Source organism: Kitasatospora sp. NPDC101447, assembly GCF_044767225.1.
In the GTDB taxonomy this organism is placed as follows: Bacteria; Actinomycetota; Actinomycetes; order Streptomycetales; family Streptomycetaceae; genus Kitasatospora.
On sequence record NZ_JBIWNL010000046.1, the window covers coordinates 16,943 to 33,474 of the forward strand.

General features: G+C 74.0%; 15 protein-coding genes. 4 read left to right on the forward strand and 11 right to left on the reverse strand.

The genetic code is table 11. The annotated features are described in order from the left end of the window. Positions 1-57 precede the first annotated feature (57 nt). Positions 58-573: an ASCH domain-containing protein gene (locus ACIRST_RS37435; RefSeq protein ID WP_350523601.1), complete on the reverse strand. Its 516-nt coding sequence runs from the start codon at positions 571-573 to the stop codon at positions 58-60. Positions 574-669: 96 nt separating this feature from the next. Here ACIRST_RS37435 and ACIRST_RS37440 point away from each other — a divergent pair, with 96 nt between their 5' ends. Both ACIRST_RS37440 and ACIRST_RS37445 read left to right on the forward strand, forming a co-directional pair. Then, on the forward strand, positions 670-2,238 hold the full coding sequence (locus ACIRST_RS37440; RefSeq protein ID WP_350523602.1) for an AlkA N-terminal domain-containing protein: 1,569 nt from the start codon (positions 670-672) through the stop codon (positions 2,236-2,238). Further along, a complete protein-coding gene (locus tag ACIRST_RS37445) occupies positions 2,235-2,744 on the forward strand; it encodes a methylated-DNA--[protein]-cysteine S-methyltransferase (protein ID WP_396553041.1) in 510 nt (169 codons plus the stop codon). Before ACIRST_RS37440 ends, ACIRST_RS37445 begins: the two co-directional genes overlap by 4 nt. Before the next feature lie 82 nt (positions 2,745-2,826). On the opposite strand, the gene ACIRST_RS37450 is transcribed toward ACIRST_RS37445, so the two are convergent. After that, entirely contained in the window at positions 2,827-3,387 is a 561-nt protein-coding gene (locus ACIRST_RS37450) for a GNAT family N-acetyltransferase (RefSeq protein ID WP_402808308.1), read from the reverse strand. Between the two features lie 132 nt (positions 3,388-3,519). Continuing rightward, positions 3,520-4,026: a MarR family winged helix-turn-helix transcriptional regulator gene (locus ACIRST_RS37455; protein ID WP_402808311.1), complete on the reverse strand. Its 507-nt coding sequence runs from the start codon at positions 4,024-4,026 to the stop codon at positions 3,520-3,522. A gap of 145 nt (positions 4,027-4,171) precedes the next feature. On the opposite strand from ACIRST_RS37455, the gene ACIRST_RS37460 reads away from it, so the two are divergent. Further along, complete coding sequence (locus ACIRST_RS37460; RefSeq protein ID WP_402808313.1) at positions 4,172-5,797, forward strand: MFS transporter; 1,626 nt, start codon at positions 4,172-4,174, stop codon at positions 5,795-5,797. A 177-nt stretch (positions 5,798-5,974) separates the two neighbouring features. Here ACIRST_RS37460 and pth read toward each other — a convergent pair whose 3' ends face one another. The 4 genes from pth to ACIRST_RS37480 all read right to left on the reverse strand — a co-directional run bounded on the left by pth (position 5,975) and on the right by ACIRST_RS37480 (position 8,848). Further along, the gene (gene pth / locus ACIRST_RS37465; protein ID WP_402808314.1) at positions 5,975-6,610 is read right to left on the reverse strand and encodes an aminoacyl-tRNA hydrolase; all 636 of its coding nucleotides are present in this window, start codon (positions 6,608-6,610) and stop codon (positions 5,975-5,977) included. A 121-nt stretch (positions 6,611-6,731) separates the two neighbouring features. Beyond that, complete coding sequence (locus ACIRST_RS37470) at positions 6,732-7,361, reverse strand: DUF305 domain-containing protein (protein WP_402808380.1); 630 nt, start codon at positions 7,359-7,361, stop codon at positions 6,732-6,734. A 152-nt stretch (positions 7,362-7,513) separates the two neighbouring features. Then, positions 7,514-8,179, reverse strand: coding sequence for a DUF3105 domain-containing protein (locus tag ACIRST_RS37475; protein WP_350523609.1), 666 nt, complete (start codon positions 8,177-8,179; stop codon positions 7,514-7,516). A gap of 102 nt (positions 8,180-8,281) precedes the next feature. Further along, on the reverse strand, positions 8,282-8,848 hold the full coding sequence (locus ACIRST_RS37480; RefSeq protein ID WP_402808316.1) for a hypothetical protein: 567 nt from the start codon (positions 8,846-8,848) through the stop codon (positions 8,282-8,284). Between the two features lie 329 nt (positions 8,849-9,177). Between ACIRST_RS37480 and ACIRST_RS37485 the strand changes: the two genes are divergently transcribed. After that, positions 9,178-10,941, forward strand: a complete 1,764-nt coding sequence (locus ACIRST_RS37485; RefSeq protein WP_402808319.1) for a hypothetical protein — start codon at positions 9,178-9,180, stop codon at positions 10,939-10,941. 766 nt (positions 10,942-11,707) lie between these two features. Here the strand turns inward: ACIRST_RS37485 and ACIRST_RS37490 are convergent. The 4 genes from ACIRST_RS37490 to ureA all read right to left on the reverse strand — a co-directional run bounded on the left by ACIRST_RS37490 (position 11,708) and on the right by ureA (position 15,987). Further along, entirely contained in the window at positions 11,708-12,307 is a 600-nt protein-coding gene (locus tag ACIRST_RS37490; protein WP_350523612.1) for a TetR family transcriptional regulator C-terminal domain-containing protein, read from the reverse strand. A gap of 81 nt (positions 12,308-12,388) precedes the next feature. Further along, entirely contained in the window at positions 12,389-13,432 is a 1,044-nt protein-coding gene (locus tag ACIRST_RS37495; protein WP_402808322.1) for an agmatine/peptidylarginine deiminase, read from the reverse strand. A 25-nt stretch (positions 13,433-13,457) separates the two neighbouring features. After that, positions 13,458-15,179 (reverse strand): urease subunit alpha, encoded by a 1,722-nt coding sequence (locus ACIRST_RS37500; RefSeq protein WP_402808324.1) that lies wholly within the window; start codon positions 15,177-15,179, stop codon positions 13,458-13,460. A gap of 97 nt (positions 15,180-15,276) precedes the next feature. Next, positions 15,277-15,987, reverse strand: coding sequence for an urease subunit gamma (gene ureA / locus ACIRST_RS37505; RefSeq protein ID WP_396553033.1), 711 nt, complete (start codon positions 15,985-15,987; stop codon positions 15,277-15,279). Between the last annotated feature and the right edge of the window lie 545 nt (positions 15,988-16,532).

Genomic DNA, 16,532 nt, shown 5'->3' on the forward strand with positions numbered 1-16,532 from the left:
GCTGCGGCTGCGGTGGTCGGACGGCGCCGGGCCGGCCCGGCTCAGCGGAGGTCCGGCTCAGCGGAGGTCCGCCACCAGGCGGAAGCGCTGCAGGACCAGCGGGGTGGCGTCGTCCACGGTGAAGTCCGGGTCATCGAGGGCGTCGAGCATCTCCGGGCTGCGCCAGAACCGCTCGTGCGTGGCACGCCACTCGGCCACAGTGCGGTAGCCCTCGCCCTCGTCCAGGGCGTGCTGCAGATCGACCTCGGCGAGCGGGACCACACGGACGTCCGTGGTCTCGATCACCGCGATCCGGCGGCCGTCCGAGTCGAGGACGGCGGCCCGCTCGCCGACCAGCGGCAGGGGCTCACCCTCGTGCTCGTAGTCGGCGACCAGGCCGGTGGTGCTGGTCTTCGCACCGCTGAGGACGGCCGCGACCAGCTCGTCGCGCAGCGGGCCGGGGAACGCGAACTCCTCCGGAGGCAGGGCGACGACCCGCGGGTCGTCCGGGCCGACGTAGGAGTGGTCGGCGGGCGGGGCGTCGGGCTGGGTTCCGGGCGGGGCGTCGGGCGGGGCGTCGGGCTGCTCGCTCATGGGGCGAGCGTAGCCGCGGGTCGTTCGCACGGCCCCCGATTTTCGGGGCACGGTGGGGGTGGGGCGGGAGGGGAGGGGGAGGGCCCCCGAACGGCGATGTCCGATTCCCGCCAGTCACCCCCCACCCGATCCCGCAAACTGGACAACGTGATCGACGACGACATCCGCTACCGAGCCGTGGACAGCCGGGACGCCCGCTTCGACGGCGTCTTCTTCACGGCGGTCACCTCCACCGGCATCTACTGCCGGCCGAGCTGCCCGGCCGTGACCCCCAAGCGAGTCAACTGCGTCTTCTACCCCAGCGCCGCAGCCGCCCAGGGCGCAGGCTTCCGTGCCTGCCGCCGCTGCCGCCCCGACTCCGTGCCGGGCTCGCCGGAGTGGAACCACCGCGCCGACCTGGTCGGCCGTGCGATGCGCCTCATCGGGGACGGCGTCGTGGACCGCGAGGGCGTCGCCGGCCTGGCCGACCGCCTCGGCTACAGCTCCCGCCAACTGCAGCGCCAGCTCACGGCCGAGCTCGGCGCCGGTCCGATCGCGCTGGCCCGCGCCCGTCGCGCCCAGACCGCCCGGCTGCTCCTCCAGACCACCGAACTGCCCGTCACCGACGTCGCGTTCGCGGCCGGCTTCGCCTCCGTCCGCCAGTTCAACGACACCGTGCGCGAGGTCTACGACCGCACCCCCAGCGGTCTGCGCGCCGAGGTCGCGGCCGGCCGGCGCACCGCGACCCCGGCCGGCGGCCTGACCCTGCGCCTGGCCTACCGCGGCGCGCTGGACAGCGACCACCTGATCGACTTCCTCGCCCTGCGCGCCGTGCCCGGCGTGGAGGAGGTCGTCCCCGGCGGGCGTCCCGGCGTCCGCACCTACCGGCGCACGCTCGCGCTCCCGTACGGCCACGGCATCGCCGAGGTCGACGGCCTGGCACCCGGCGAGCCGCGCACCCGGGGCTGGCTGGACTGCCGGCTGTTCCTCGCCGACCTGCGCGACCTGCCGACCGCCGTCCAGCGCCTGCGCAACCTCTTCGACCTGGACGCCGACCCGCTCGCGGTCGACGATCAGCTCGGCGCCGACCCGGTGCTCGGCCCGCTGGTCCGGGAGCGCCCCGGCCTGCGTTCGCCCGGGCACGTGGACCCGCACGAACTCGCCGTCCGCGCCGTCCTCGGCCAGCAGATCAGCGTCGGCGCCGCCCGTACCCTGGCGGGTCGGCTCGCCGAGAAGTACGGCACCGCGCTGCCCGACCCCAGCGGCGGCCTGCGACTGCTCTTCCCGACCGCGGCGGCGCTGGCCACCGCGGCCCCGGAGGACTTCGCGATGCCCGACGCCCGCCGCCGCGCGCTCACCGGGCTGTGCGCAGCCCTGGCGGAGGGCGTGGTGAGCCTCGACAGCGGGGTCGACCGGGAGGAGGCCGCAGCCCGGCTGCTGGACCTGCCCGGCATCGGCCCCTGGACGGTCGGCTACCTGCGGATGCGGGCCCTCGCAGACCCCGACGTCTTCCTCCCGAGCGACGTGGGCGTCAAGCACGGCCTCGTCCGGCTCGGCGCCCCGGGCGACCCGAAGTCCGCCGCCCGTGCGGCCGAGGCCTGGGCCCCGTGGCGTTCCTACGCGGTCCACCGGCTGTGGGCCGGCCCCGCGACCACCAGTACCGGAACGGAGAACGAACGAGCATGAGCACCACCGTCTACACCACCATGGAGAGCCCCTTCGGTCGGCTGCTGCTGAGCGGCGTCCTGCCCGAGGACGGCGGGCCGGCCGCACTGGCCACCGTCACCGCGCCGGGCCAGAAGTACGCGCTGGCCGAGCCCGCCGACGACTGGGTCCTCGACCCGGAGGCGCTCGCCGAGCCGGTCGCCCAGCTGACCGCCTACTTCGCGGGCGAGCGCACCGGGTTCGACCTCCCGCTCGCGCCGGTGGGCACCGAGTTCCGCCGCCGGATCTGGGCCGCGCTGGACGAGATCCCGTACGGCACCACGGTCACCTACGGCGAACTCGCCGAACTGGCCGGGCAGGAACCGCGGATGGTCCGGGCGGTCGGCGGCGCGGTGGGCGCCAACCCGCTGCTGATCGTGCGGCCCTGCCACCGGGTGCTCGGCGCCAGCGGCGCGCTCACCGGCTTCGCGGCGGGTGTGGACCGCAAGCGGCAGCTGCTGGAGCTGGAGAGCGGCACGCTCTTCTGAGCGGGGCCCCGAGCTGGTCCCGCCGCGGATACCCCGCCGTCCGCACCCCGCTGTCCTCACCGCGCCGCACCGATGCCGTCGGTCAGTCCGAACTGCGCAGGTCCACCCGCCAGTTGTGGCTGCGCATGAACCGTCCGGGCGGGAACTCGAACTCCGTCTCGCCGAGCAGCGTGAACCCGGCCTTCGCGCAGACCGCGTTGGAAGCCGGGTTGTCCACCGACGGAAAGGCGTGCAGGTACCGCTGGGCCGCCTCGCGGCGGGCGGCCGCGACCGCGGCGCGGGTGGCGGCGACGGCGATGCCGCGGCCCTGGTGGCCGGGCAGCACGTTCCATCCCATCTCGTGCACGGTCTCGCCCGCCCAGGTCCGGGTGCCGTAGCCGACCGTGCCGACCGGCTCGCCAGTGACCCGCTCACCCGCGGCCGCCTCGCCCAGGGCCGGCGCGCCGTCGGGCACCAGCACGATCCGGTACATGCAGCCGAGGCCGGACGGGACGAAGTCGAGGTAGCGGCGGTGCCGGACGAGCAGTTGCTCCTCGGTCTCCGGCCCGCCGACGTGCTTCTTCATCTCCGGCGTGTTGACCCGGCGCAGCAGCGCCAGGTCGGCGTCCGTCCAGGGCTCGATGCGTACCCGTGCTGTGGTCATGCCGGGACGCTAGCGGCCCGCCCGGCATGACGACCAGCGGTTTTGCTCGCGGGCGGACGGCGCGGACCGGCGGACGGGCGGACCGGCGGAGCCGGGTCGCAGGGGTGGGGTGGCCGGAGTGGGGCCGCCGGGTCAGCCGTGTTCGGCGCCGGTCCCCGGCTGTGCGAGAGCACGGGCGAGCTGTTCCAGCGCGGGCAGGGCGTCGACGACCGCCGCGCGGTCGGCCGGGGCGAGGGTGTCGAGCGCGGTGGCGATGCGCCGCTCGTGGGCGTGCTGCCAGTCGTCCAGCTGGCGCCGGCCGGCCGGGGTGAGGGCGATCCGGGCGGTGCGGCGGTCGCCGGGGTCGGCCTGGCGGTCCACGAAGCCGGCTTCGAGCAGCTTGCCGACCAGCCCGCTGACGGTGTTGGGTGCCAGTCGCTGCCGGGCGGCCAGCTCGCCGACCCGCAGCGGTGCGGCGGCGAGGGTCTGGAGGAGTTCGACCTGCGCCATCGGCAGGGACTCCCACGGGTAGTCGGTGCGGATGCTGCTGCGCAGTGCGCGGCGCAGCCGGGTGACGGTGTCGGTCAGTCGCCGGGCGTGCTCGACCGCCGGGTCGGGGCTTGCGGTGGCGGAATCGGGAACGTGTGGTGACGACGGCATGGCGGACAGCGTATCTCCTGGTACGGGGCGTTCCGGGGGCGTGGTCCGCTCCTCGGACGCGGGCACGGGCGGTCGGTGAGACGCTTCGTATCGCAGGTCGATCTGCTCGTAGAAAGAACATATCTGCATCCGATATATTCGTTGCATGAACGCCACCGCCCTTGCCGCACGGCTGCTCACCGAGCGGCCCCGGCCCCGCGGCATAGCCGGCTGGCGCCACGCCCACTGGCTGGCCGTCGGCACGGTCTGTCTCGGCGCCTTCCTCGGCCAGCTCGACGCCAGCGTCATCGCCCTGGTCTTCCCCGCCATCGGCCACCACTTCGACGCGGGCTTCGCCGCCGTCGAGTGGGTCGCCCTCGCGTACCTGCTCGTCCTGGTCGCCCTGCTGGCGCCGATCGGCCGGCTCTCCGACCTGGTCGGCCGCAAGACGATGTACATCGGCGGTTTCGCCGTCTTCGGCCTCTCCTCCCTCGGTGCCGGATTCGCCGGAAGCCTTTGGATCCTGGTCGGCTGCCGGGCCGTCCAGGCCGTCGGCGCCGCGATGATGCAGGCCAACAGCGTCGCGCTGGTCGCCCGCGGCGTCCCGGAGCACGCGATGCGGCGCGCGCTCGGCATCCAGGCCTCGGCACAGGGCCTCGGGCTGGCGCTCGGCCCCAGCCTCGGCGGGCTGCTGGTCGAACACGCCTCGTGGCGCTGGGTGTTCTGGGTCAACGTACCGATCGCCGTGTTCGGCATCCTGGCCGGCTGGTATCTGCTGCCCCGCACCCGGACGGGCCTCCCGGGCCGGGGCCCGAGCCCGGCGCCGACCCCGAGCCCGAACCCGGTACCGGGTTCGGGCCTGGTGCCCCGAGCGCGGGCCGTACCGAACGCCGGGAAGCGCCCGGCGGTGCGGCCGGCGGTGCGCCCGGCCCGCGACGAAGCCCGCTTCGACCTGCCGGGCATGCTGCTGCTCGCCGGGGCGACCACCGCACTGCTGCTCGCCCTGTCCACCGCCTCCGGACTGCCGCTCCCCGGGTGGATCGTCGCCGTCCTGCTGCTCGCCGCCGCCGTGCTCACCGCCGCACTCGTGCGCCAGGAGCGGCGGGCCGCCCGGCCGATCCTGGCACCCGGACTGGTCAACACCCCGGGCGTACGGTCCGGCCTGGTGATCGCGCTGATCGGCTACCTGCTGCTGTTCTGCCCGCTCGTGCTGGGCCCCGTGCTGCTCACCGGCGCGGGAGTGTCCACGGCCGGCGCGGGCCTGCTGGTCACCCTCCTGCCCGCCGCGTTCGCGTTCGCCGCGACGGTCGGCGGCGGGCTGCTGCCCCGGGGCTGGTCGGACGTGACCAGGTGCCGTTTCGGTGCGGCCGTCGCGGCCGCCGGACTGCTGCTGTTCGCCGTACTCCCGGCCTCGACCGCCTCGGCGGCCCCGCTGCTGGTCGCCGGGTACGGACTGGGCCTGCTGCTGCCGGCCAACAACGCGCTGGTGATGCGCGCGATCCCGGCGGAGTGCTCGGCGGTCGGCGGCGGCATGGTGAACATGGCGCGCAGCCTCGGTACGGCGCTCGGCATGGCACTGTCCGTCCTGGGTGTCCACCTGGCGGGCGCGACGTCCGGTGGGCGGACGGTGCTGCTGCTCCTCGCGGCGGTCGCGACGGCGGCCGCGGTCCTCACCCGGCCGACCCCCGCCACCGGTGCGGCCCGCACGAGCCCCACGGCGCGCACGAGTCGTACGACCGGGACGAGCCGAACGACCGGGACGCGCCGCACGAGCCGCACGGCCCGTTCCTGAGGTCGGTCTCCGGACCATCTGCGGAGTCGGCCCGTCCGACACGACCCACGGACGAGCCAGCCCCTTCCCCATATACCGGCCCGATCACCACCCGGGCGTCATCGGATGATTCCGGCGTCTCCCTCACGGCTTGGCCGCCGAGCAGAAGACCGGAAGGACGAGCCCCGGCGGCGTCTGTCAGGACGTCCGGCGGGCGGGAGCGTTCAGGGCGTCCTGGGCCCGGTTCAGGCCGAGCCGCACCAGCGTCTCCAGGGCGTCGGCGCAGCGGTCCAACTCGCCCGGCATGGAGGCCAGTTCCTCGTCCGAGAACTTCTTCAGCACGAAGTCGCCGACGCTCTGCCCCTTCGGCGGCCGGCCGACGCCGAACCGCAGCCGGACGAAGTCGCGGGTGCCCAGCACCTCGCCCACCGAGCGCACCCCGTTGTGGCCGCCGGGCCCGCCGCCGCGCTTGACCTTGGCGGAGCCGAACGCGAAGTCCAGGTCGTCCTGCACGACCACCAGCCGCTCCACCGGCACGCCGTACCGGCGCAGCAGCGCGGCCACCGGACGGCCGGACAGGTTGATGAACCACAGCGGCTTGGCGAGCAGCACCGGCCGGCCGTCGACCTCGATCTCCGCGACCAGGGTGGCGAGACCGCGCCGCCGGAAGCGGGCGCCGTGCCGCTCGGCCAGCCGGTCGACGGCGAGGAAGCCCGCGTTGTGCCGGGTCTGCCGGAACCACGGTCCGGGGTTGCCCAGTCCGGCGATCAGCCACGGGACGGCCGGAGCGTCCGGGGAACCGGCGGCGGGGGACGTGGGGGAGGCGGGGGTCATGCGAGGTCTCCGCGAGGGGTGGGGACGGCGGACGGCCGGGGCGCGGCGGGGACGGTACGGGACCGTCGGCCGCGCCCCGGCCGTCCGGGGAACGAGGGGGTCGAGCCGGTTCGGGCCCGGCTCAGGAGGCGGGCACCCCGGGGGCCGCGCCGCGCTCGGTGAGCATGTCGGTCATCAGCTGCAGCTCCGAGGTCTGCGCGATCACCATCGACTGCGCCAGCCGCTTCTCGGTGTCGTTCCTGGCCAGGTCCACGTAGCCCTGGGCCATCTCGACGCCGCCCTTGTGGTGCTCGATCATCAGCTGCAGGTAGAACACCTCGGCGTCCCGGCCGCTGAGCGAGCGCAGCTTCGCGATCTGCGTGTTGGTGGCCATGCCGGGCATCAGCGAGCCGTCGTGCGCCTCGTAGTCGTGGCCCATCTTCATCCACGCCATCGGCTTGGCGGTCGAGTGCTGCGTCAGCCCCCACTGGTCCAGCCAGCCCATCATCATCCCGCGCTGGTTGGCCTGGGTGTTGATGATGTCGAAGGCGAGGGTGCGGGTCGGCTCGTCGCTCGTGCGGTCCCGTACGACGAACGACAGGTCCACCGCCTGCTGGTGGTGGGTCGCCATGTCGCGGGCGAAGCCGGCCTCGGGCGAGTCGTCCGCGGGGACGGACAGCGAGGTGCCGGAGGCGGAGGTGCCGCTCGCCACCAGCGCCGGCACGCCGAGCGCCAGCGCCACGGCGGCGGCCAGCGCGGCCGGCCACCACATGCGCCGACGGCGCGGGGCCGCGCCCCCGCCGTCCTCGGCGGTGACGGCCCCGGCCACGGCCTCCGCGGCCGACCCGACGGCGTCCCCGGACGCAGCCCCTCCGGACGCGGCGCCCTCGGGCGCGACACCCTCGGGGCGGCCCGCGTCGGCGGTCACATCGCCCCCATGGTGCAGGAGGCGCCCGGCTCCTGGGTCTGCTTGCCCTGGACGTACTTGGTGAAGAACTGGTTCACCCGGGGGTCGCTGGCGCTGTCCACGACCAGCTGGGTGCTCCAGGCGTTCAGGGTGATGGTGCCCTGCTCGTCCGGGTACGGGCTCATCAGCGAGTACGGGGTGGCCTTCACCTTGTCGGACAGGGTCTTGATGTCGTCCGGGGTGGCCTTGCCGTTGTAGGTCACCCAGACCGCGCCGTGCTCCAGCGAGTGGACGGCGCGCTCGTTCTCGACCGGCTGGTCGTAGACGTGGCCCATGCAGTCCAGCCAGACGGCGTTGTGGTCGCCGCCGACCGGCGGGGTCATCGGGTAGGTGACCTTCTCCTTGACGTGGTTGCGGGTCAGGTCGCCGAAGGTCTTCACGCCCGGGATGTCCGCGTTGGCGGCGGCTTCCTTGTCCTTCTTCTTCTGGTTCTGGTCCATGACGATCCAGGTGCCGGTGGCGATCGCGCCGATCACCAGCACACCGGCCACCACCGAGGCGACGATCTTGTTGCGGCGCTCGCGGCGCTGCTCGGCGGCGCGCAGCTCGGCTATCCGGGCGCGGCGGTCGAGACCGGCCTGCTTGCCGCCGGACTTGTTGGACTGCTTCGAGGCGGAACCCATGGTGGTGTCCTTGTCCCCGCCGCGCACCGGTCGGTGGCGGCGGTCAGCTGGAGGGGGAGACGGGGCGGATCCGCCGGCGTCGGGGCCGGCGGCGGGTTCCGCTCAGGACCGGTGGACCTGGAGCTCGTGCAGGTCGGGCGCCGGGTGCGAACCGTCCAGCAGGCCCGCGGGCGCCACCCGGGGCAGCGCCTCGGGCGCGCCCGGGGTCACGGGCGACACGGCGGGCTGGGGCTGTGGCGGCGGATTCGGCAGCTGTGCGTCCTGCGGGCAGAACGGGTGGCTGGAGCAGCCGTTGTTGCGCGGGGGCTCGCCGTCGGCGGTGCAGAGGATCCAGTGACCCTGGTCCTCGGCGATCCGGTGCTGGTCGGAGGCCTTCGCGGCCTGGCCGACCTCGGCGATCTTCGCGGCCCTGGCGGGCTTGGTGGCCTGCGCGGCGTGGCCGGCGTGGGGCGCTTGTCCGATCGCGACCTGGACGCTGACGACGGTCACGGCACTGACGGGGGCCGCGGTCGGCACCGGACGGGCGGTCCCGTCCAACGCCTTCGCCTGGCCCGCGCAGGGCAGCATCGTCAGCAGGGCGACGAGCAGCAGGACCAACAGCGCACCCACCGGGCGGCCCGCCGGTGCGGCCCTCCCCGGTCGGGGCGAGCTGGGGGCCGACGCGGTCATGCGCACATTTAATCAGCCGAACGTGTGAAGCGATGCCCCCTATCGGCCCTCATTTTCGGGGGCACGCACACCCGGATGGCCAGGAAACACCCTGCTCCGGGCACATCCGGCAAGCACGGACGGAACGGAAACGGACGGAGCGGTGTCCTCCGCCGCGAAATGACCGGGACACGGCGACGAACCGGCTGGTCGGCGGCGTGGCCGGGATGTTCCGGTGGGTGACCGGTTGTCGCCGAAACCCGGACAGGGTCGTTGCCCGTGGAGAACAATGACGTCGAGCCCGGCCCGCCGGGGGTGGCGCGACCACGGACCCGAGCAGGAGCCGCCAGATGAGCAAGCAGGGTGCACCCGCACAGCCGCACCGGCCCGACGACGGCTGGTGGGACACCGTCTACGACGGCCCGGCGGGCACCCTCCCCGACACCCCGCACGCCGACCCGGGGGACGGCAGCGTCGACGACTGGTTCGACACGGCGGTCGGGCTCATCGGGCAGCAGCGGTCGGGGGAGCCGGAGCCGGCGGAGGAGGCCGGGCCCACGGTGGTGCCCGAGCCGGAGCCTGCTGTTGCCCCGGAGCCCGTGCAGGACGGTGGGGACAGCCTCGACGACTGGTTCGCCACCGCCGTCGGCGTGATCGACGGGACGGAGGGGATCGGGCGTCAGCGGAGCGCCATGGAGACCCACCAGTTCCCGGCACCCTCCTTCGCCGACGACACGCCGAAGGCGAAGCCGGAGCCGGTTTCCGAGCCGGAGCCAGTGCCGGAGCCGGAGGCGGTGTCCGAGCCGGAGGCTGCTTCGGTCTCGCTGGAGAAGACCGCCTCGCCGTCGGCTCCGGAGCCGGTCGCCGAGCCCGAGCGCGAACCCGAACCCGAGCCTGTTGCCGAGGACGTCGAGGTCGAACCCGCGCCCGTCGTTGCCGACGCCCCGGAGGTCACCGCCGTCCCGGACCTCGCCGAGGCCGCCGAGGCGCCGGAAACCGCCGAGGACCTCCAAGTACCCGAGGCGGCTGCGGCACCCACCCCTCGCCCGACCCCCTCGCCCGAACCCGAGCCCGATCACGCACCGGCACCCGAACCCGAGCCCGATCACGCACCGGCACCCGAACCCGACCCGGAACACGCACCCCCCGCCGTCCCCGACCCCCGCCTGGCCGCCCGTGCGCCGCTCGCCGACGGCGGGGCCGCCGTCCCGCACGTCGGCGAACGCCCCCCGACGTACGGGCCCGAGCCGACGGCCGTACCGGAGGCGGACCCGGCCTCCCTGCGCTCGGTCGTCCCGGACACCGTGCTGGAGGGGGCGCAGTACGGACCGTCCGTGCTGCGCGCCGCCTCCGTCCGCGGCGACTCGGCCCGCTACCGGGGTGAAGCGCGCCGGGACTGCCTGGTGGTCACCCGTTTCGGCGACGGACCGGACGGGCTGCTGCTCGCCGTCCTGGGCGGCTTCGATCGGACGGGCGGCGCCGAGGACGACACGGTCACCGCGGAGGCCGTCGCCACCGCCACGGGCGAGGCCTGTCGCCAACTCGCCGCCGCGATCGGACGCAGCCGGGTCGGGCTGGCCGCCGATCTGCGCGACGGCGCCCGGGACCGGCTCCGCTACGGCCTCCAGCGGCTGGCGACCGGCGCCGCGGCCCCGCTGCGCGCGCTGGCGCCCCGGGCGGAGGGGGACGACACGCCGTCGCCGGCCTCGTTGCACTGCCTGATGGTCTCGCTCGACCCGGCGGCCGGCTACCGCGCGGCCTTCGGCGTCGGCCCGGGCGGCCTCTACCTGCTGCGCTCCGGCCACTGGATCGACGCGTACGCGGCTCGCCTGCTGCACCATCCGGACGGGCAGCCGCCGGTGCCCGAGGCCCCTGTCCCCGACCCGCGCCCGTTCCGCTTCCGGCTCGTCCCCGCCACCCCGGGCGACATCCTGCTCCTCTGCACCCCCGGCCTGAGCCGCCCGATCGCCGACGAACCTGCCGTCGCCCACTTCCTCTCCACCCACTGGGCCCACCCCCACCCCCCGGGCACCGTCGACTTCCTGCGCCAGGTCCAGGTCCGCGCCAAGGGCTACGCCGACGACCGCACCGCCGCTGCCATCTGGACCGAATGAAAGGTAGACCGGTCTACATATTCTGGCGCCCCGGCTTCCACGCGCCTGTGCGCCAGAAGTCGACCAGACCGACTTCTGGCGCACAGGGGCGGCCGGCGGTCTCAGTCCTCGAAGCAAATCTGTAGACCGGTCTGCATATTTCTTCTCGGCGTCCGCAGGGAAGGCCACGCAGGAAGTCGGCGGGCCCGACTTTTGGCGCGCGTGGGTGTCCGAGCTGGCGTGGTCTGTAGACCGGTCTACATATTGCCGCGGGCGGGCGCAGCGCGGTGGGGTGGGCGGAATGATGGCACTGCACAGAAAGTCGGCCCAGCCGACTTCTGGTGCGCGGGGGCTCGGTGGTGAGGAGCGAATCTGTAGGCCGGTCTACATATTTTGCCGAACGAGGCGGCGGCGCTGCACGGGAAGTCGGCGGGCCCGACTTTTGGCGCGCGCGTGGTGCGCCGCGCTGGTAGGCGGTCAGTAGACCGGTCTGCATATTCCGGCGTAGCGGGGCGTGGCGCGGTGGGGCGGGCAGGCCGTTGGCACTGCGCGGAAAAGTCGGCCCGGCCGACTTCTGGTGCGCGGGAGCTCGGTGGCGAGGAGCGAATCTGTAGACCGGTCTGCATATTTCAGCGCCGTGCGGTGGGCGAAACGGGCGGGGCGGCCCGGGCGCAATGTCGGCGCTGCGCAGGAAGTCGGCCTGGCCGACTCTTCGTGCAGGCAGGCGCCCCAGGGGGCCCAGAATCCGTAGACCGGTCTACATATTTCCCCGCCGGCCGCGCCCCCGTCAGGTGCGGAGGAGGATGTTCGCCACGGCGGCGGCCTGGGTGAGGGCGGCAGGGGGGTGGGCGTCGGGGAGGCCGATGGCGATGGGGACGGCGAGGCCGTCGAGGAGGGCGCGGATCTGGGTGGCGCGGTCGGCGGTGGGGCCCGGGGTGAAGTGGCCGGTGGCGGTGCCCTCCTCGATGAGGGCCACCAGGTCGGCCTGCCAGGGAGCCTCGATCTCCCGCTGCCCCTGGCGGATCTCGGCGCTCGCGGGGGAGCGGCCCCACACCTCGACCCAGAGGATCCACCGAGGGTCCCCCGCGCCCTCGGGCAGGTACAGGCGCAGGTAGGCGTCGAGGCGCTGCCAGGGGTCGAGGGAGTGGTCGGCGAGGGCGTCGTGGCGGCGGGCGCCGAGCTGGTCCTCGCTCCAGCGGAGGGTCTCCAGCAGCAGCTGGTCCTTGCTGCCGAAGTAGTAGAGCAGGTGCCCGGCGCTCATCTGGAGCTGCTTGCCGAGTGCGGCCATGGTGAGCTTGGCCAGCCCGTGTTCGGCGATGGCGGACCGGGCGGTGGCGAAGACCTCCTCGCGGGGGCGTGCCGGCCGGCGCGGGCGGGGGTCGGCCATGTGCGGTGCTCTCCCTCGGTGGAACGGAGGTTCGAAGGCTACCGGAGCGGGGTCGCGGGCCCCGCTCCGGTGGCTCCGGGGTCAGGCCTTGGGCTGCTGCTGGGTGATGCAGTGGATGCCGCCGCCGTTGGCGAAGATCTCGCGGGCGTCGACGAGTTCGACGGTGCGGCCCGGGTAGGCGCGGCCGAGGACGGCGGCGGCCTCCTGGTCGCGCGGGTCGGCGAAGGCGCACAGGATCACGGCGCCGTTGGCCACGTAGTGGTTGATGTAGGAGTAGTCGACCGGCTCGCCGTCCTCGTCCAGCAGGACGGTGGGGGCGGGCAGTTCGACGACCTCCAGCTGCCGGCCCCGGGCGTCGGTCGAGGCGCGGAGGATGGCGACGAGTTCCTTGCAGACCTCGTGGTCCGGGTGGGAGGGGTCGGGCTGGACGTGGGCGACCACGACGCCGGGGCGCACGAAGGAGGCGACGATGTCGATGTGCCCGCGGGTGCCGAACTCGTCGTAGTCGCGGGTGAGGCCGCGCGGGAGCCAGATCGCCTTGGTGGTGCCGAGGAAGGCGTGCAGTTCGGCCTCGACCTCCTCCTTGGTCCAGTCGGCGTTGCGGCCCTCGCCGAGCTGGACGGTCTCGGTGACCAGCACGGTGCCCTCGCCGTCGACGTGGATGCCGCCGCCCTCGTTGATCAGCCGGGAGGCGAACCGCTGGACCTCCGTCAGTTCGCTGATGTGCTCGGCGATGTGCTGGTCCTTGTCCCAGCGGGCCCAGCCCTGCGCGCCCCAGCCGTTGAAGATCCAGTCGGCGGCGGCCAGCGAGCCCTTGCCGTCGATCAGGAAGGACGGGCCGATGTCGCGCATCCAGGCGTCGTCGAGCGGGCGCTCGACGATCTCGACCTGGTCCGAGACGTACTTGCGGGCCTCGGCGGTCTCGCCGGTGTTGACGATCAGCGTCACCGGCTCGTACCGGACGATGGTGTTGGCGACGGAGGCCCAGGCCTCGCGGCCCGCGTGCAGCGCCTCGGGGCTGTCGAAGGTGGGGTTGGTGGTCGGGAAGGCCATCCAGGTCCGGTCGTGCGGGTGCCACTCGGCGGGCATCCGGTAGCCGAGGGAGGCGGGCGTCGGGTTGGTCATCGTGGTGTCCTCAACAGGTGGGGGATCAGAGGAAGTAGAGGCGGCTGAGCGGGACGCTGTCGGCCGGTTCGGAGCGCAGTGGTGAGCCGTCGAGCGAGACCAGCCCGGTCTCGGTGACCTCGACGCGGCCGAGGCGGGCGTTGCGCACCATGTCGCGCGGCCCGATGCCGCGGGTGCCCCGGACGCCGACGCGGCGGCGGCGGGTGGGCAGGCCGTCGGCGGGGCGGTCGAGGTAGGCGCCGTCGGCGGCGGCCTGGGCGACGAAGGCCACCGAGATGTCGGCGGCGGTCGCGCCGTGGGCGCCGAACTGCGGCCCCAGGACGAGCGGTTCGCAGCGGTCGGTGGAGCCGTTGGGATCGCCGACCACACCGTACGCGGGGAAGCCGGCCTTCAGGACGAGCTGCGGCTTGGCCCCGAAGTGGTCCGGGCGCCACAGCACGATGTCGGCGAGCTTGCCGATCTCGATCGAGCCGACCTCGTGCGAAAGTCCGTGTGCGATGGCCGGGTTGACGGTGAGCTTGGCGATGTAGCGCAGCACGCGCTCGTTGTCGTCGCCGCTCTCGGTCGTCCCGTACGAGCCGGTGCCGTCGAGCGGGCCGAGTTCGGCCTTCATCTTGCCCGCCATGGCGAAGGTGCGGCGCACCGTCTCGCCGGCCCGGCCCATGCCCTGGGCGTCGGAGGAGGTGATGCCGATGACTCCGAGGTCGTGCAGCACGTTCTCGGCGCCCATGGTGCCGGCCCGGATGCGGTCGCGCGCCATGGCGGCGTCACCGGGCAGGTCGACCTTGAGGTCGTGCGCGGAGACGATCATGCCGAAGTGCTCGCCGAGGGCGTCCCGGCCGAACGGCAGCGTCGGGTTGGTGGAGGAGCCGATGACGTTCGGCACGCCCGCCATCTTCAGCACGTTGGGGACGTGTCCGCCGCCGCAGCCCTCGATGTGGAAGGCGTGGACGGTCCGGCCGTCGAGGACGCGCAGGGTGTCCTCGACCGACAGGCACTCGTTCAACCCGTCGGTGTGCAGGGCGACCTGGACGTCGTACTCCTCGGCGACCCGTAGTGCGGTGTCCAGTGCGCGGGTGTGTGCGCCCATGTCCTCGTGCACCTTGAACCCGGACGCGCCGCCCTCGGCCAGCGCCTCGACCAGCGGGGCCGGGTCGGAGGACGAACCGCGGCCCAGGAAGCCGATGTTGACCGGCCACGCGTCGAAGGCGTTGAACGCGTGGCGCAGCGCCCAGGGCGAGTTGACGCCGACGCCCCAGACCGGCCCGAACTCCTGGCCGATGATCGTGGTGACGCCGGAGGCCAGCGAGGCCTCCATGATCCGCGGCGAGAGCAGGTGGACGTGGGTGTCGACGGCGCCGGCGGTGGCGATCAGTCCCTCGCCGGAGACGATGGTGGTGCCGGTGCCGACGACGACGTCCACACCGTCCAGGGTGTCCGGGTTGCCGGCCCGCCCGATCGAGGCGATCCGCCCGCCGATCAGGCCGATCGAGGTCTTGCGGATGCCCTGGACGGCGTCGATGACCAGCACGTTGCTGATCACGACGTCGCAGGTGTCGCGGACGGCGGCGGGCTTGAGGTGCAGGCCGTCGCGGGCGGTCTTGCCGAACCCGGCCAGGAACTCGTCGCCGGGCGCCTGGGAGTCGGACTCCACGCGGACGATCAGGCCGCTGTCGCCGAGCCGGACCCGGTCCCCGGCGCGCGGGCCGTGGACGGAGACGTAGTCGTGCGGGGTGATCGCGCTCATGCTCCGACCTCGCTTCGCTCGCCGGGCCACGTCCGCGTGGCGGCTCCGTTCGATTGCTCTCCCCCGGACTCCGGCCGGGGGTGTCCCCGTCGCCCGCTCACGAGGGCACCTCCGAGTCGTCGAAGCCGGTGAGGTAGCCGGTGGCGCGGGCCTTGGCCAGGGCGGCCTCCTTCGCGCCGGGCGCGTCGAGGGGGCCGTCCACGAGCCCGGCGAAGCCGATCGCGACCCGCTCGCCGCCGATCGGCACCAGGCCGACCTCGACGGTGGCGCCCGGGTCGAAGCGCACGGAGGAGCCGGCCGGGACGGCGAGGTGGGTGCCGTAGGCGGCGGCGCGGTCGAAGGCCAGGCGCGGGTTGGCCTCGAAGAAGTGGAAGTGCGAGGTGACCGAGATCGGCACCGCGGAGGTGTTGTGGACGGGGAGCAGCAGCGTCTCCTCGATCGGGTCGTACCCGGCGCCGTCGCCGATCAGGGTGCCGCCGGGGGCCTCGTCGCCGAGCGAGCCGGCGCCCTTGAACGGGTCGTTGACGACGGCGAGGCGGGTGCCGTCGTCGAAGACGGCCTCGACCTGGACGACGGTGACCACGTCCGGCACGCCGGGCAGCACGTCGTCGGCGGTCAGGACGGAGCGGCCGGCCTCGATGGCCTCGGCCAGGCGCAGGCCGTCGCGGGCGGCCTCGCAGACGGTGTCCGCGATCAGGGCGGTGGCCTCGGGGATGTTGAGGCGCACACCCCGGGCGCGGCGGGCACGGGCCAGCTCGGCTGCCGTGAAGATCAGCAGCCGGTCCCGTTCGGTGGGGGTCAGTCGCACGGTTCCTCGCTCGCGGTCGCCGGGGAGGGGGTCGGCTCGGGGCCTCGGGCTTCCGGGGTGATGTTAGAACGTCGTTCAAACATCTTGGGTCATTGAACCCGGACCGGGGCGCTCTGTCCAGCGTTGCCGGTCCGCGCGAGTTCGGCTCCCTGGGCGGGGGATGGGGGTGAGGGGGCCGGTCCGGCGGCGTCGAGCGGGGCGGGAGGAGCGGGGCGCGGGCGGGGGTGCGGCGGGGGGCGCGTGGTCGGGCGCACGGCCCGGACGGGCGCCGGGTGTGCGCGGGATCGGGTGGCGGCGGCTTCGGAAAGCGCCTCTGCGCTTCGCAAACCTGTCCGGCGCGGGCAGTTGGATCACGCGAACCTCCCCGTGCCCCTTTCACCCCACGTGATCGGACGCACACTGTTGCAAACGCCGTCAACTGGGCATGAGGATGGTGGTCAGATCGAGGGGGCCACCCGGCCGGCGGGGGATCCGGAGGCGGGGGCCCGGATTTCAGGGCGGGGGCATGTGGTGATGGACGGTCAGTCGCGATTCCCGCGTCAGAG